General features: G+C 59.7%; 17 protein-coding genes. 7 read left to right on the top strand and 10 right to left on the bottom strand.

What is annotated here, in order from left to right; all coding sequences use genetic code 11:
• Nucleotides 1-95 precede the first annotated feature (95 nt).
• The 3 genes from J7447_RS12355 to J7447_RS12345 are packed head-to-tail and all read right to left on the bottom strand — an operon-like array spanning nt 96 to nt 4,069.
• Nucleotides 96-878, bottom strand: coding sequence for a carnitinyl-CoA dehydratase (locus J7447_RS12355; protein WP_209169734.1), 783 nt, complete (start codon nt 876-878; stop codon nt 96-98).
• Nucleotides 878-2,905: an acetate--CoA ligase family protein gene (locus tag J7447_RS12350; RefSeq protein ID WP_209169733.1), complete on the bottom strand. Its 2,028-nt coding sequence runs from the start codon at nt 2,903-2,905 to the stop codon at nt 878-880. Before J7447_RS12350 ends, J7447_RS12355 begins: the two co-directional genes overlap by 1 nt.
• A 3-nt stretch (nt 2,906-2,908) precedes the next feature.
• Nucleotides 2,909-4,069 carry an acyl-CoA dehydrogenase family protein gene (locus tag J7447_RS12345; RefSeq protein ID WP_023000392.1) on the bottom strand — a complete coding sequence of 387 codons (1,161 nt, stop codon included), beginning with the start codon at nt 4,067-4,069 and terminating at the stop codon, nt 2,909-2,911.
• Between the two features lie 77 nt (nt 4,070-4,146).
• Between J7447_RS12345 and J7447_RS12340 the strand changes: the two genes are divergently transcribed.
• Complete coding sequence (locus tag J7447_RS12340) at nt 4,147-5,094, top strand: helix-turn-helix domain-containing protein (protein ID WP_077293501.1); 948 nt, start codon at nt 4,147-4,149, stop codon at nt 5,092-5,094.
• 67 nt (nt 5,095-5,161) lie between these two features.
• Here J7447_RS12340 and J7447_RS12335 read toward each other — a convergent pair whose 3' ends face one another.
• A complete protein-coding gene (locus J7447_RS12335; RefSeq protein WP_023000394.1) occupies nt 5,162-5,524 on the bottom strand; it encodes a hypothetical protein in 363 nt (120 codons plus the stop codon).
• A 374-nt stretch (nt 5,525-5,898) separates the two neighbouring features.
• Here J7447_RS12335 and J7447_RS12330 point away from each other — a divergent pair, with 374 nt between their 5' ends.
• Entirely contained in the window at nt 5,899-6,381 is a 483-nt protein-coding gene (locus J7447_RS12330; RefSeq protein ID WP_023000395.1) for a sigma-70 family RNA polymerase sigma factor, read from the top strand.
• Nucleotides 6,382-6,414: 33 nt separating this feature from the next.
• Here the strand turns inward: J7447_RS12330 and J7447_RS12325 are convergent, their stop codons facing one another.
• Together J7447_RS12325 and J7447_RS12320 are read right to left on the bottom strand one after the other, a co-directional pair.
• A complete protein-coding gene (locus J7447_RS12325; RefSeq protein ID WP_209169732.1) occupies nt 6,415-6,738 on the bottom strand; it encodes a hypothetical protein in 324 nt (107 codons plus the stop codon).
• A 213-nt stretch (nt 6,739-6,951) separates the two neighbouring features.
• A complete protein-coding gene (locus J7447_RS12320; RefSeq protein ID WP_173017329.1) occupies nt 6,952-7,680 on the bottom strand; it encodes a S24 family peptidase in 729 nt (242 codons plus the stop codon).
• Nucleotides 7,681-7,858: 178 nt separating this feature from the next.
• On the opposite strand from J7447_RS12320, the gene J7447_RS12315 reads away from it, so the two are divergent.
• The 5 genes from J7447_RS12315 to J7447_RS12295 all read left to right on the top strand — a co-directional run bounded on the left by J7447_RS12315 (nt 7,859) and on the right by J7447_RS12295 (nt 9,970).
• Nucleotides 7,859-8,206 carry a hypothetical protein gene (locus tag J7447_RS12315; protein ID WP_209169731.1) on the top strand — a complete coding sequence of 116 codons (348 nt, stop codon included), beginning with the start codon at nt 7,859-7,861 and terminating at the stop codon, nt 8,204-8,206.
• On the top strand, nt 8,206-8,622 hold the full coding sequence (locus tag J7447_RS12310; protein ID WP_209169730.1) for a hypothetical protein: 417 nt from the start codon (nt 8,206-8,208) through the stop codon (nt 8,620-8,622). The genes J7447_RS12315 and J7447_RS12310 overlap by 1 nt, the downstream gene beginning before the upstream one ends.
• A 155-nt stretch (nt 8,623-8,777) precedes the next feature.
• Nucleotides 8,778-8,942 carry a hypothetical protein gene (locus tag J7447_RS12305; protein ID WP_023000400.1) on the top strand — a complete coding sequence of 55 codons (165 nt, stop codon included), beginning with the start codon at nt 8,778-8,780 and terminating at the stop codon, nt 8,940-8,942.
• Between the two features lie 85 nt (nt 8,943-9,027).
• Nucleotides 9,028-9,411 (top strand): DUF6362 family protein, encoded by a 384-nt coding sequence (locus J7447_RS12300; protein ID WP_023000401.1) that lies wholly within the window; start codon nt 9,028-9,030, stop codon nt 9,409-9,411.
• 265 nt (nt 9,412-9,676) lie between these two features.
• On the top strand, nt 9,677-9,970 hold the full coding sequence (locus J7447_RS12295) for a hypothetical protein (RefSeq protein ID WP_209169729.1): 294 nt from the start codon (nt 9,677-9,679) through the stop codon (nt 9,968-9,970).
• Nucleotides 9,971-10,027: 57 nt separating this feature from the next.
• On the opposite strand, the gene J7447_RS12290 is transcribed toward J7447_RS12295, so the two are convergent.
• The 4 genes from J7447_RS12290 to J7447_RS12275 all read right to left on the bottom strand — a co-directional run bounded on the left by J7447_RS12290 (nt 10,028) and on the right by J7447_RS12275 (nt 12,917).
• Nucleotides 10,028-10,576 (bottom strand): GNAT family N-acetyltransferase, encoded by a 549-nt coding sequence (locus tag J7447_RS12290; RefSeq protein WP_286189127.1) that lies wholly within the window; start codon nt 10,574-10,576, stop codon nt 10,028-10,030.
• Nucleotides 10,573-11,796: a hypothetical protein gene (locus tag J7447_RS12285; RefSeq protein ID WP_209169728.1), complete on the bottom strand. Its 1,224-nt coding sequence runs from the start codon at nt 11,794-11,796 to the stop codon at nt 10,573-10,575. The genes J7447_RS12290 and J7447_RS12285 overlap by 4 nt, the downstream gene beginning before the upstream one ends.
• Before the next feature lie 64 nt (nt 11,797-11,860).
• Entirely contained in the window at nt 11,861-12,388 is a 528-nt protein-coding gene (locus tag J7447_RS12280; RefSeq protein WP_023000405.1) for a tail fiber protein, read from the bottom strand.
• A gap of 10 nt (nt 12,389-12,398) precedes the next feature.
• Nucleotides 12,399-12,917: a tail fiber protein gene (locus tag J7447_RS12275; protein WP_023000406.1), complete on the bottom strand. Its 519-nt coding sequence runs from the start codon at nt 12,915-12,917 to the stop codon at nt 12,399-12,401.
• Between the last annotated feature and the right edge of the window lie 2 nt (nt 12,918-12,919).

The following is a 12,919-nucleotide window of genomic DNA, read 5'->3' as shown; positions in this document are numbered from 1 at the left end:
GCGACAGTTCAACCGAAACCGATTGAACTGCCGGAAACTGATTGTTTTTAGCGTGTCAGGTCATCTTGATGGCGTTCATGCCGACGCAGGATGATCTAGCGGCCCTTCCAGACCGGGTCTCGTTTTTCGGCAAAGGCGCGGGCGCCTTCCTTCTGGTCTTCAGAGCGATAGAGCTTTTCGACTGTTTCGAACTGGCTTCCGGTGATGCGGTTGAGCGCGTCCTGGAACTTCATGTCTTCTGCCTCGCGCACGATTTCCTTCAGCGCCGCATAGACAAGCGGGGGACCGGAAGCGAGCAGCTCGGCCAATTTCCAGGCTTCCGCCATCAGGTCCTTTCCAGGATAGATGTGGTTGATCAGGCCCCAGCGAGCGGCTTCCTCTGCTTCGATCCAGCGGCCGGTCAGCAGCATTTCCATGGCGATGTGATAGGGAATGCGCTTCGGCAGCTTGATGCTGGCGGCATCGGCCACGGTGCCTGAGCGAATTTCCGGCAGGGCCAAAGAGGCGTGCTCCGCCGCCAGGATAATATCGGCAGACAGGGCAAGCTCGAGCCCGCCGCCACAGCAAATGCCGTTGACGGCTGCTATGACTGGCTTGTTCAGGCCGCGCAGCTCCTGCAGGCCACCGAAACCACCCTTGCCGTAATCTCCGTCGACGGCATCGCCACCTGCGGCCGCCTTCAGGTCCCAGCCGGGGCAGAAGAATTTTTCTCCGGCACCGGTCACGATGGCAACGCGCAGGTCCGGATCGTCCCGGAAGTCGGTGAAGACGTCTCCCATGATCCGGCTGGTCATCAGGTCAATGGCGTTGGCCTTTGGCCGGTCGAGCGTGACAGCCAGTATGTGGCCGCGTCTTTCGGTCTTGATGGGGTTTTCCATCAGTTCCCTCCCATTCTTACCAGTGCATCGGCGGCGACGGCAAAGTCCGCACCGCAGAGCAACGGGTTGATTTCTACTTCTTCGACCGGTGCCGACAGAACAAAGCTCTGCACTGCCTGCACAGCTTCAACAATCGCTTCCAGATCGCAAGGCGGCTTGCCGCGATATCCGGTCAGGACACGGCCGATCTTCAGATTTTCAAGGGCCTTCTTGATCTCGTCCTCGCCCGCTGGAACGATCAGCGAAGTGCTGTCTTCCAGAAGTTCGGTCAGGATGCCGCCTGCTGCGAGCGTCAGGACGTAGCCGTGAGCCGGATCCCGCACAATGCCGACAAGCAGTTCGCCAAGGCTGGCGGTAATCATCTCTTCCACCAGAAACGACGAGGTCGGCATCCCGCTTGCGACGGAGTGAACCTCGCAAGCCGATTGCAGATTGAGGGCGACTGCTCCGGCTTCGGTCTTGTGGGCAATGCCGGTGCCCTTCAGCACCACCGGGTATCCGATATCTTCGGCAGCCCGTGCTGCCGCTTCCGGACCATCTGCAAATGTGCTCGCGGGAACCTTGAGGCCATGCTTTTGCAGCAAGGCTTTTGCCTCGTGCTCGGAAAGAAGGCGGGGATCAGCGACAGCTTGGGGAACCCGGATCGGTTCCGGCGAAAGTGGTCTTGCCAGAAAGGCAGCCGCCTCAATGGCCGTCAGTGCATCGTCCAGCCCGCAGAGAGGCACGAGACCACGCTTCATCAGATCGGCTGCAAAGGTTTCCGGCATGGTTTCGGGGAGCGAACTCAGGATCGCCATCGGTTTGCCGGAAGCTTTCATCGCCGCTTCCACCGGCTCGATCACCTTCAACCAGTCTTCCGGGTCACAGCGATCCATTCTCGGAATATCGAGAATGACGATGCCAAGGGCGATGTCCGCCTGCATCATGGCAGTGTAGCACCGGGTCATGGCCTCGCCGTCACCCCAGATGTAGGTGTGGTAGTCGAGTGGATTGGCGAGAGCGACCTTGGGCCCGAGGGCCTCTGACAGCGCTATTCTTTGCGCGGGAACGAGCGGCGGGAAAGTGATCTGACGGCCGACGGCGGTGTCGGCAATCAGGCTGGCTTCACCGCCCGAGCAGGACATGGACACGATGTTGGTGCTCGGCAAAGGGCCTGCGACGTGGACCAGTTTCAGGGTTTCCAGAAGGGCTGTCAGGCTGCCGACCCGGGCAATGCCCAGCCGGTTGAAAAGAGCGTCGGAACCAGCCGTGCTGCCGGCGAGGGCGGCCGTATGGGAGACCGTTGCGGCCTGGGCGGCCTCGGATCTGCCAACCTTGACGGCCACGACCGGCTTGCCGAGTGCGTGCGCCTTGCGTGCGAAAGCCTCAAAGGCGGCAAGATCATCGAGCCCTTCGATGTGCAGACCGATGGCGGTGACCCGGTCATCGTCCAGGAGGGCGCTGCCAATGGCGGACAGGCCCGTCTGGGCCTGGTTGCCGGCGGTCATCAGATAGGCAATCGGCAGGCCGCGTGTCTGCATGGTCAGGTTCAGCGCGATGTTGGACGATTGCGCGATGATCGCAACACCGCGGTCGACCGGGGTCAGGCCATGCTGATCCGGCCACAGGGCCGCGCCGTCGAGCGCATTGAGAAAGCCATAGCAGTTGGGACCGAGGATCGGCATCTCGCCTGCCGCCTCGATCAGGGCGGCCTGAAGATCCGCGCCGTCGGCAAGCTCCCGGATTGCTTCGCTGAAACCGGAGGCAAAGCAGATGGCACCACCGGCACCGAGGCGCGAAAGCGAGCGGACAATCTCGACCGTCACGTGCCGGTTGACGCCGATAAAGACCGCGTCGGGGGCGGTGGGAAGATCTTCCACGGTGGCATAGGCCCTGCAGCCGTCGATCTCTTCACGGCTCGGGTGGATCGGCCAGAGATCACCCTCAAAACCGGCCTTGCGGCATTCCCTGAGCACGTTCCGGCACCAGGAACCGCCACCGATAACAGCGACCGTGCGTGGCCGGAGCAGGCGTTCGAGTGAGCGCATGGATCAGGCTCCGAGCGGGCGGAAGATGTCGCGACTGATGATGTGGCGCTGGATCTCGCTGGTGCCATCCCAGATCCTTTCCACGCGGGCGTCGCGCCAGAAACGTTCAATGGGGAAGTCGTCCATCAAACCCATGCCGCCGAAGATCTGCAGCGTCGTGTCGGTGACGCGCGCCAGCATTTCGGTCGCGTAAACCTTGGCACTCGCAATCTCGCGGTTGGCGGGCAAACCCTGGTCGAGACGCCAGGCTCCGGCAAGCGTCAACCAGTCGGCAGCATCGATCTCGGTGATCATGTCGGCGACCTGGAAGCTGACGCCCTGGAACTTGGCGATCGCCTGGCCGAACTGCTTGCGCTCGGCGGCATAGTTCACCGCATAGTCGAAACAGCGGCGGGCCCGGCCAACGCTCATGGTGGCAACCGTCAGACGGGTGGCATAAAGCCATTCGTTCATCACCTCGAAGCCACCGTCGACTTCGCCGAGCACCTGGCTGTCCGGCAGGCGGCAATTGTCGAAATAAAGAATGCAGTTCTTGTAGCCCCGATGGCTGACGGAGCGATAGCCGTCGCGCACCTCGAAGCCGGGTGTGCCCCGGTCGACCAGAAAACAGGTGATGCGCTTCTTGGGGCCTTTTGGTGTCTCGTCAACGCCTGTCGCCACAAACACGATGAAGAAATCCGCGTGTTCGGCGCCGGAGATGAAATGCTTGGAGCCGGAGACCACCCAGTCTCCTCCGTCGCGCACCGCCTGGCATTTCATGCCGCGCACATCCGAGCCGGCATCGGGTTCGGTCATGGCCAGCGCGTCCATCTTCTCGCCGCGCACGGCCGGCAGAAGGTAGCGCTCGATCTGCTCGCCCTTGCAGGCCATCAGGATGTTCTGGGGACGGCCGAAAAAGTGGTTCAGCGCCATCGATCCGCGCCCCAGTTCCCGTTCCACCAGGGTGAAATCAAGATGGCTCAGGCCGGCACCGCCCACTTCTTCCGGGAAGTTACAGGCGTAGAAGCCGAGATCGATACATTTGCGCTTGATCTCCTCGCCGAGTTCGGCGGGCACCTGGCCCGTCTTCTCGACAAGTTCCTCATGCGGGTAAATCTCGTTTTCAACGAAGGACCGGACCGTGGAGACGATCATCTCCTGTTCTTCGCTCAGCCCAAAATGCATCGGAATCTCCTCTTGCCTCAGGCCGACGAGAGTGAGACAAACGGGCTTGCTCCATTGTGCAATTTTGGTTTGAAATCATGCCGATTTCACAAAAATCGAATTCGGTTCGAAAAATCTGCGTGCTGTTGTTCGAAAGCTTTTCGAACCACTGCCTGGCGAATGCAATCGAGCCGTTCCGGGCAGCAAACACGATTGCCCGAAAGCAGCTTTATTCCTGGCAGCACGTGAGCCTTGCCGGAGGGACCGTCACGTCATCCAGCGGTCTGCCGGTGGCGACGTCTGCCTGGTCGGAGGCAAAGCCTGGTGGTGATTATCTCTTCATCATGCCGAGCTACGGTTTCGAGGCTTTTGCAGGTCAGTCAACCGTGCGCGCCTTGAAGGCCGCAAGGCAACGGTTCGGCACGTTGGTCGGCATGGATACCGGCGCATGGCTGTTGGCGGCCGCCGGTTTGCTGGAGGGACGCAAGGCAACGATCCACTGGGATGAACTTACGGGATTTGCCGAAAGATTTCCGGATGTCGATGCAGTGGAGGACCGTTTTGTACTTGATGGCAACATCTGTACCTGCGGCGGGGCGTCGACCACATTCGAACTGGCGCTGGAACTGATCAAGCGGCATCACAGCCCGATGTTCGCGCTCGAGGTGGCAGCCCTGTTCATGTATGGCGACAAGCTGGACATGCACGATCCGCACAAGCGTTTGTCGGCGGATGCCCTGGTGCGCAGCGCGACTGCGCTGATGCGGCGGACCATCGAGGCACCGATGCCGATTGAAGATCTTGCCCGGCAGCTGAAGGTGGACCAGCGTACCCTGGAGCACCGGTTCCAGCGGGAAATGTCGATGACGCCACTGGGGGTCTACAAGGCGATCCGCCTGCGCGAGGCGCGCCGGCTTGTGGAATTGACCATGCTGGGGATTGCGGAAATTGCGGAGCGTTGCGGCTATCGCAACGCGAGTGCAATGACCCGAGCCTACCGGCAGGAATTCGGCCAGTCGCCACGCGAGCACCGGCGAAGCAGATAGTCCCGGCCGAAAAACGAGAAAGGCCGCGCTAAACGCGCGGCCCTTTCTTGGAAGGTTTGAAAAGACCTTACTTGTGCGGGAAACCGGCTTTTGCTGTACCGTTCCAGTCGCCCTGGAAAGGCAGGATATGCAGCGGCTTCTTCGCCCTGGCGCCCTGTGCCCTTGCACCGGCGACCTGTTGCTGGGCAACTGTCAGCCGCTCTTCGCCATTGTAACTGCCGACAACCGGCAGGATCAGCAGATTGCCGCTGCGCGCTTCAGCCAGAGCCTTTGCATTGACGGTCTGCTGGATGCGGACGGAGACAGGCTTGTCGCCATTGAGATCGCCGCGGGTATCGTCCGGGTCGATGGCGAAGGCGTTGCCGGCCAGCGCGCCGGATACAAAGGCTGCGGTCAGCAGGGTCGACAGAATTTTCTTGGAAGTACGCATGATCTTGCTCCATGTGTCTGTTTAAACTCATGAATGACTGCAGAGCGCTGTTTGCCCCGCAGGCTGTTCATGCCGGGAACAACGACACGAATGCTGATCGGTTGCGGCGGTGGCGGTAATAACATCAACACAAAAACATGAGGCCCTGTGAGAGGGTTCAGGCCTTGCGAGGTGCGTGTTTTCACTCCACGCACGCGTTCATCATGATCATTCGGCAAGAGGTGCCCGGCTCACCGATCCGTGAAAGGCGAGGGAGCTGAAGAGGCCGTTTTGCATCTGTTTTTCAAACCGCGATGACAAGGTCTTGAGCGTGCTTCTGCCAACACCGTCACGTCTTACATCTCGTCCAGAAACAGCAGAACAGGAATGTCACGATGGCCTGCACCAAGGACGACTTCACCAGAGACCTTCAGAGCGAAATCCCGCATCTGCGCAGATACGCCCGCTCTCTTACGCGAAACCCTGAAGCCGGCGATGATCTGATGCAGACCTCGCTGGAAAAGGCGCTGCGGCATCACGCCAGCTTCCACTGCGGTACGCAGCTGCGCCGCTGGCTGTTCACGATTGCCCGCAATGCCTATCGCGACGAACGCAAATGGCTTGCCCGGCGGGGTGACCACCTGCCCATCGAGGACTGGCTTCAGGAAACCCAGGCAGCGCCCGCTCAGGAAAAGCATCTGGAGCTGGAAGACGTTGCCAGGGGCATCGCCGGACTTCGGCCGGAAGACAGGGATGCTCTCGAATTGCGGGTGTTTTCGGGCCTGTCCACCGGGCAAATTGCCAAGCAGACGGGTGTGGCCGTCGGGACGGTGAAAAGCCGGCTCTCCAGGGCGCGGCACCTGCTTGCTGCCGTCTGACCACCGGCAGGCGCTTCGCCTTGTCTTTCGGCGTCAGGCCGCGACCCTGGCGGTGACACCGGCAAGCCGGGCGGCCAGACGTTCGGTTCGATAGTCTGACCAGTTTTCCGCGGTTTCCTCATCGTCTTCCCCGATCTCGGGGAAGGCGGCGGACAGGACCGCGCTGGTGATGTCGTTGCACCAGCCTTCCGCGGGATTGAATTCCAGAACCGCCTGAACCTTCTCGAGTTGCCCGGCCTGAAGATCCTCGATGATCCTGTGCAGGCTCATGTCTGCCAGATCGGTTTCCGGCGTATAGAAGCAGTTTCCGAGTTCGCAAATCACTGAATAGAACGACATGTCGAGGTTCAAAGCCAAAAAAGCCTCCATCTAAAATACGTTGAAAGCGTATACGCAAATTGCGTACATGTCAAATCTTCGTTAATCGGCTATATGACAAAAGCGTATGACCGCCCCGAAGTGTTGGCGTCGCGTCAAGACGTGATCGGTCGCGGTAGACCGGTTGCGCGAAATGCGCGAGGGGGCGGGCCGAATTCGGCCTGAGAAGAAGTGGAGGCGGGGTCGGCGGCGCTAGACGACCTGCCGGATGACGCTCAATACCTTGGCTATGATGCGGACTTCCGTTGCTTCTTCATCGTGCTCGTTGAAAATCACCGGCTCCTGAAAGCGCGGATCGTCGGATTCCGGTTGCAGTTCTATCTGGCCGTTCCGGCGAATGATCCGCTTGGCGGTGCGTTCGATGGTATGGCCACCGTCTCTGGTCCGCTCCACGACGGCAAGGTCTCCCGACTTGATCTCGATGCCGGCTTCCAGATAGTCGACGCACAGGATCAAATCGCCGCTCCAGGCGATCCGGTTGAGGCTTTCGCCATTGATTTGCAACAGATATTGGCTTTCGCTCGGAAAGCGAAGGTCTCCCGCGAAACTGGTTTTCTTGGTGGCGTCCGTCTCGAACAGTCCGGACTCCATCCAGAGGCCGGCAGCCACCTGGCCCTTGATCTCCAGAGGTGTGGCGGCTCTTGAGGGTGCGCTGGAGGCATCCAGATCGGTGATGGAATCGGGGGCGAGCGCAAGAATGTCTTCCCGGGTGATCGGTTGCTCGCCCTTGCCCAGGAGGACAGGGAGAAGCTTCGCCACGAAATCCGACGGCAGTGCAGGTTTCAGGTAGTCGGCGCTGAAGTAGCGCTGGATGGAAGAGGCGTTCTGATAGCCCATGGCCCGTGCGATGGCGCGGATCGACAGGCCACTGCGGTCCTTCAGGTCCACAAGCTGGCGGGAGACTGCAGATTGTTCGTCCATATCCATAATTCGGTCACCAGGTCACGTAAGATGCATACGTGTTAGCAGTAAAAACGTACGGAGTCCAGTTGACATATGTACGCAATAAGCGTACGAAATTTGAGTCATCAAGTGAATGCGTGGGAGTGACGATGGAAGCTCAGACAATCCTTCGACAAATGGCAGAGGAGACCGGCCGATGAGGGACCTGAAGGACGAAATTGAGGAAGCGGAGGCAAAGGTCGCGCATCTGAGGATCAGGGCGGAACGACCGAGTGCCCGGCTGGAAGACGAGTTCGCGTTGGAAAAAGCGCGCAACAGGTTGCTGACTCTGGAGTTGCGGAACCTGAAGCAGGGCAGGGACGTGCGCGGCAGTTCCAGCCCGAAGGGCAATCCGAGTGTTGTCGGGAGCAGGCAGCACATGAGGCAGGCGCCCTTCGTAAAAAGAACAAAAAGTGAACATTTGCCGCGTACGGCCAGGGAAAAGGCGGAAGCGGCTTTTGCAGCGGTGCAAGGTATCGCGGCGGAAAAGAAAGGTCGGGTCTGATGGCTTCGGGAGGACTGGTCGACAGGATCGCTGCCGAGTATGGCGTTCATTTCATCAGCCACACCAGACGGGTGCAAGGGCGGCACCAGTCGAAGGCCCGCAGAACTTGCCAGACCCTGCTGACGAAACACGGGGCGGAACATCTGCGCCTCGTCTTCGGTCTGATCAACACCTCGGAGAACCGGGGGAACTGGTCAGCGCCATGCTTTACTGCCGTTTCCTGGCTTGTCTTGAACAAGCCGGACTGGGTGGAACGGCGAGGTTTTCTGGACCAGTTCGACAGGATTGATCTGGAGGCGTTGCTTGGCAGTGCAAGACATATAAACCCATCCGCTCCGACCCTTACGCTCGCCGTTCTGCTCTCCTACGAACTTGACAAACTCCTGGAAACGGGCCGGGAGGGGATCGCTGCATGAGCACTATTGTCAGTTGGTGTCGGTTGATTACACTGCGGCCGTCAATCTTCGGCTGTATTGAGTCGCTCAGGGATTGCACGCTTGGCTTGCCGCGCTCGGGGGAAGCGGCGCCGGACGGATCTTTCACCGGTATTTTGAGAGAGGGGGTTTTGAACATGAACGGTTACCTGACGAAGGCGCAGATTTTTGCCTTCGAACGCGGAGCGACCGCGTGCCGGGAAGGCAAGTCCCGTGAGGACAATCCTTATCCGCCGAAGGCCGATTATTTCGGCTTGTGGGAAGAGGGCTACCAGAAAGAGCGTGAGGGCCAGGGCAAATAACCGCCTCAGGCCTGCATCTTTGCTGCCGTGGGGCCGTTTGAGCGGCCGCGCGGTTCTGTCCCACTACAGTTTCAAGAGAGACGATATGGAAACAAGCGTACCTGACCAGATCCTGGCCCGGTTGACGGAGGCTGTCGAAGTGATTGCGGTAACCGGAAAGGGTGACGGACCGCGGGCGGTTCTGGCAAGCTGGCCCGAATGCCAGGGCAAGATCGCCCGGCGTCGGCGCACCTACCCGCCCCGGGCGATCAGCCGGGCTGAAGAGGCGATCACCTGGTTCTCCCTGATCGAGGACCCGGATGCGCGCCGCGCCCTGCAGTTCGAAGTGATGTGCAAGGCGGGCGGCGGCAAGTTCTCCCGGATCTGCGAAAAATACGGCTGGAAACGCTCGACGGTTACCAGCCGCAACAAGGCCGTTCTGCGCCGGCTGGCGAAAAGGCTTGGTGAGGAAAGCCCCGTGGATCACTGAACGCTACGACGTCGGACCGGAGGCGGGCTGGTGCCTTGCTGATCCGGGAATTGGCTTTTGAAAGAAGATGTCATTCCTCCTGCGTTGCGCCAATGCGGGAGGAATGCACGGCTTGAATGACGGGCTTCGCCCTTGTTCTCAAAAGGTTTGCAGCAGGTTTTGCAATCGCCCCTTTACGGTTGTCGGAAGTTTGAACTACAACTTTTTAATTGCTCGTCTCCCGCGTCGACGCCGGGACATTTGGACAGATGGTTTGGAGAAATTGATGACCGACTTGAAAACACTGACCCTTCACGACTTTGAAAAGCTGCTGGATCAGGTGTTCGAGGTCAGGTCGGTTCCGGCTGATGTCCAGTTGTCCCTCGTGGAGGTCAAATTGATGGGCTCCGGCGAGCGGCAGGGAGGGGCTTTTTCCACGTTGTGGCAAGGTCCGCAGGAGCCATTGCTGGAGCAATCCATCTACAGGCTCTATCGGCCGGATTTCGGCGAGCAGGACGTGTTTCTGGTTCCGGTCGCGCAAAAGGAAGCCGGCATTCAGTATGAAGCCGTGTTCACCTGATCGCGCACTGTCTGACAGGCCGGTGGCCGCGGCAGTCTGCTGGTTGGGCTCGGTGCTTCAGGTTCGGCAGGGGTGTTCCATGAGGTCATACACGCCCTTGTCTTCCCGCTTTTCGAAGCCGAGGCGGTGATAGAGCCGCATGGCAGGATTTTCCTTTTCGACATGAATGGAAAGCGCTTTTCCAACGTCTCGCGCCTCTTCCATCAGGTCCTGAAGAATGGCGCTGCCAAAGCCTTGTCCCTGTACTTCGGATATCAGGGCGATGTCGATAATCCGGTGTTCGCGGGTCCAGCGTTCCAGGTAAAGCCTGCCAACAGGTCTGGCGTCTCGTTCTATCACCAGCCAGAGGGCATCAGGATAATGCTCCTGATAATGTCTGTGCTGGGCCTCGAATTGCATCGCGATAAAGGCCTGCTTATCGGCTTCCGTCCATGGAGTGCGCGCAAGCTCTGCCTCGCGCGTCGAACGGTATAGGCTTGCCAGGAACGGAAGATCGCCCGAATGCAAGGCCCGGTAGGTGATGCCCCGGGCCGCCGCGCGTGCGCGCGGGGCCAGGGACTTGTCTGTCTGCGGCATCGGCAGATCGATCGCAAGCGCGGTCGTCATTCGGTGTTCGGCGTGACGTCCCGGGTCAGTGCGCTTACGGAAAGCGGTCCGCCCAGGGAAGTCCAGGTTGCTGACCAGTGATCAAGCGATATCTGAGGCAGGTAGGAAGCCGTGTTTGACGCCGGATCGAGGGCGAAAAGGCTCAGGAGCGTATTGGCGTTCGGCTGAAGTTTGAGCGTGCTGCCGCCATCCGCATGGGCAATGACCCGTGGAGCCGTCCAGGAGGTTTCCACGGAACTGGTCTGGTAGCTTGCGTAGACCGGACTGTCGGATCCTGAGACAGTCAGCGCAACCAGATAAATTCCTCCGTTGGAGGAGTTGGAAGCGGCCATGCTGCCGACAGGCGCATCAAACGTTGCAAACAGTGCCCAGTCGGAGAAGGCGAGTGAACTGACTTCGTCCTGAGCTTTCATGTAAATCTTGTTTCCGATGCGGGCAAAGATGTGAACGAGCGCATTGCCGTCGATGCAAAGGACAAGCTGTTCGAAGCCGGTCAGGCCGCCACTGATATCTTGCCAACCTTCCCAGCCCTCCGGCAGAAGCGGCCTGTCGGTGGACTGGAAGTTCAGATAAGGCACGTTGTCCGAATTGATGCCGGTGAGAATGATGCGGCCATCGGCATTCTGGGTTGCGGCGAGGCTCCGCAGTGCCCCTGCCATTTGTTGCCAGTCCGCCCAGGGCTGGCTCGGTGGAATTTCGACCGGTACCGTAACTTCAATTGGTGTCGTCGTGCCCGGCGGGACCACCGTGATGGTTTCCATCTGTACGGTGTTGTTGTTCTGGAAGCGCCACCAGATGGCGTTGTCCGGCGCCGAACTTGTGACGAAAATGTTCTGCCGACCGGTGACGCCGTTGATCAGCAACGTATCATTGAAACCTGGAACGCCGGCCGGTTTGCCGAGATCAAGCGGGTCAGCAAAACGCTGTGGTGCGTTTTCGTCCCGGTTTTCCCGGATATAGGCCAGGTTTCCGGACCCGCTGTCTTGCGCAAGCAGGGCAACGTAGCCTTCCTGGGTCACGGATGCGTTGAGCCGTTCCGTGGCAAAGCTTGCATTGGTAAGTTGGGTAAAGGAGGCACTGAAAGCGCCGTTCTCGGACGTCTGATCCTTGTATTCAAGTGCTCCGTCCGGTGTGACTGCGGCAAAGAAAATCCGGAAATAGACCGGATCGGCCGTCACGTTCCCTTCAAATTCCTCGGGAACTGCTTCTTCGACTGACATGATGCGTTTCCTCTTGCTGATCTGAAGCCGGCGGCCTGGCCTGTCCGGCAACGTCCTGCATTGGTTAGCCGCGGGAGGGGTAAAGCCCCTGGAGCGCAATAATGAAGTTCAGCGTCAGATACGGCTGAACATTGTCGTGTGACTGGCTACCGCCGGTGGCGGACAGCGTTTCCATGGCCATGTCGACCTGGTTCGTCTGAGTGTCCGTGTGGTAAAGCGAATCCAGGCCGGAGCTGGAAAAGGACGTCGATGACGAGGGGCCGGGAACGCCGCCGCTGCCACTGGTTGCTCGTGCCGTATGAGAATGTGAGGGGATCTGCGCTTCCGTCAGGGTGACGGTCGTAACACCAACCTTTTCCCCCAGTCTGCGGGATGTGAGGCCAGGGCCTCTGCCTGGATGCATTGGGGCACGTCCCTGCAGATCCGGCAGACCCATGGTGCTGCGTCCATCGCCGCCGTAGGTCGTTCCAATAAGCGAGAACAGCGCCGTGTTCTGGGAGATGGGAAGGAGCTGGCCGTCACAAAAGGCCCAGCTTCGAGGGGCGAAATTGCCTGCGAAAATTCGGATTTCAGCGATAAAGGGTTCCGACATGGTTCGCCTCCTAATGCCTGCTGGGGTAAACGCCGTAGAGCGCGATGATGAAATGCACGCATATTGTCGGCATCAGGTTGGTGTGCGACCGGGAGCCGCCAGAGTTTGAAATCATGTCTTGCGCCATGGAAATGTCCTGACTGGCATCGGCGTAGAAACTCACGCCTGCACCGGCTGCCGGAACATGCATCGCCGGCGACGTCTGGTCGGCCAGGCCGGTGTTGGCATTGAAGCCGTGCGAGTGACTGGCAAGTTGGTTAACCGTGAGCGTTTCGTTTTCCGACCCGCTTTTGGAGCCGAGCCGCCGCGGACTGAGGCCGGGGCCGGTGCCCGCGTGCAGCGGAATTCGTCCGCGCATGTCCGGCAGACCGAATGTGGTTCGGCCATCTCCGCCGTAAATGGTTCCAAGGAGTGAAAACAGGGCATCGTTTTGGGAAACTGCCAGCAGCTGACCGTCGCAGTAGGCCCAGCCGCGCGGTGCGAAATTGCCCGCAAACATGCGGATTTCACCGACGAAAGGTTCAGACATTC

Origin of the sequence: Labrenzia sp. R5_0 (assembly GCF_017743835.1) — a bacterium.
Taxonomy (GTDB): domain Bacteria; phylum Pseudomonadota; class Alphaproteobacteria; order Rhizobiales; family Stappiaceae; genus Roseibium; species Roseibium algicola.
The sequence above is the reverse complement of the archived record's forward strand: the minus strand, read 5'-3'. Positions and strand labels throughout refer to the sequence as shown.

What these genes read in the sequence shown, in the direction of transcription:
- J7447_RS12355 (WP_209169734.1), bottom strand. Translation starts at nt 878, where the DNA reads ATGGAAAACCCCATCAAGACCGAAAGACGCGGCCACATACTGGCTGTC.
- J7447_RS12350 (WP_209169733.1), bottom strand. Translation starts at nt 2,905, where the DNA reads ATGCGCTCACTCGAACGCCTGCTCCGGCCACGCACGGTCGCTGTTATC.
- J7447_RS12345 (WP_023000392.1), bottom strand. Translation starts at nt 4,069, where the DNA reads ATGCATTTTGGGCTGAGCGAAGAACAGGAGATGATCGTCTCCACGGTC.
- J7447_RS12340 (WP_077293501.1), top strand. Translation starts at nt 4,147, where the DNA reads ATGCCGATTTCACAAAAATCGAATTCGGTTCGAAAAATCTGCGTGCTG.
- J7447_RS12335 (WP_023000394.1), bottom strand. Translation starts at nt 5,524, where the DNA reads ATGCGTACTTCCAAGAAAATTCTGTCGACCCTGCTGACCGCAGCCTTT.
- J7447_RS12330 (WP_023000395.1), top strand. Translation starts at nt 5,899, where the DNA reads ATGGCCTGCACCAAGGACGACTTCACCAGAGACCTTCAGAGCGAAATC.
- J7447_RS12320 (WP_173017329.1), bottom strand. Translation starts at nt 7,680, where the DNA reads ATGGACGAACAATCTGCAGTCTCCCGCCAGCTTGTGGACCTGAAGGAC.
- J7447_RS12315 (WP_209169731.1), top strand. Translation starts at nt 7,859, where the DNA reads ATGAGGGACCTGAAGGACGAAATTGAGGAAGCGGAGGCAAAGGTCGCG.
- J7447_RS12310 (WP_209169730.1), top strand. Translation starts at nt 8,206, where the DNA reads ATGGCTTCGGGAGGACTGGTCGACAGGATCGCTGCCGAGTATGGCGTT.
- J7447_RS12305 (WP_023000400.1), top strand. Translation starts at nt 8,778, where the DNA reads ATGAACGGTTACCTGACGAAGGCGCAGATTTTTGCCTTCGAACGCGGA.
- J7447_RS12300 (WP_023000401.1), top strand. Translation starts at nt 9,028, where the DNA reads ATGGAAACAAGCGTACCTGACCAGATCCTGGCCCGGTTGACGGAGGCT.
- J7447_RS12295 (WP_209169729.1), top strand. Translation starts at nt 9,677, where the DNA reads ATGACCGACTTGAAAACACTGACCCTTCACGACTTTGAAAAGCTGCTG.
- J7447_RS12290 (WP_286189127.1), bottom strand. Translation starts at nt 10,576, where the DNA reads ATGACGACCGCGCTTGCGATCGATCTGCCGATGCCGCAGACAGACAAG.
- J7447_RS12285 (WP_209169728.1), bottom strand. Translation starts at nt 11,796, where the DNA reads ATGTCAGTCGAAGAAGCAGTTCCCGAGGAATTTGAAGGGAACGTGACG.
- J7447_RS12280 (WP_023000405.1), bottom strand. Translation starts at nt 12,388, where the DNA reads ATGTCGGAACCCTTTATCGCTGAAATCCGAATTTTCGCAGGCAATTTC.
- J7447_RS12275 (WP_023000406.1), bottom strand. Translation starts at nt 12,917, where the DNA reads ATGTCTGAACCTTTCGTCGGTGAAATCCGCATGTTTGCGGGCAATTTC.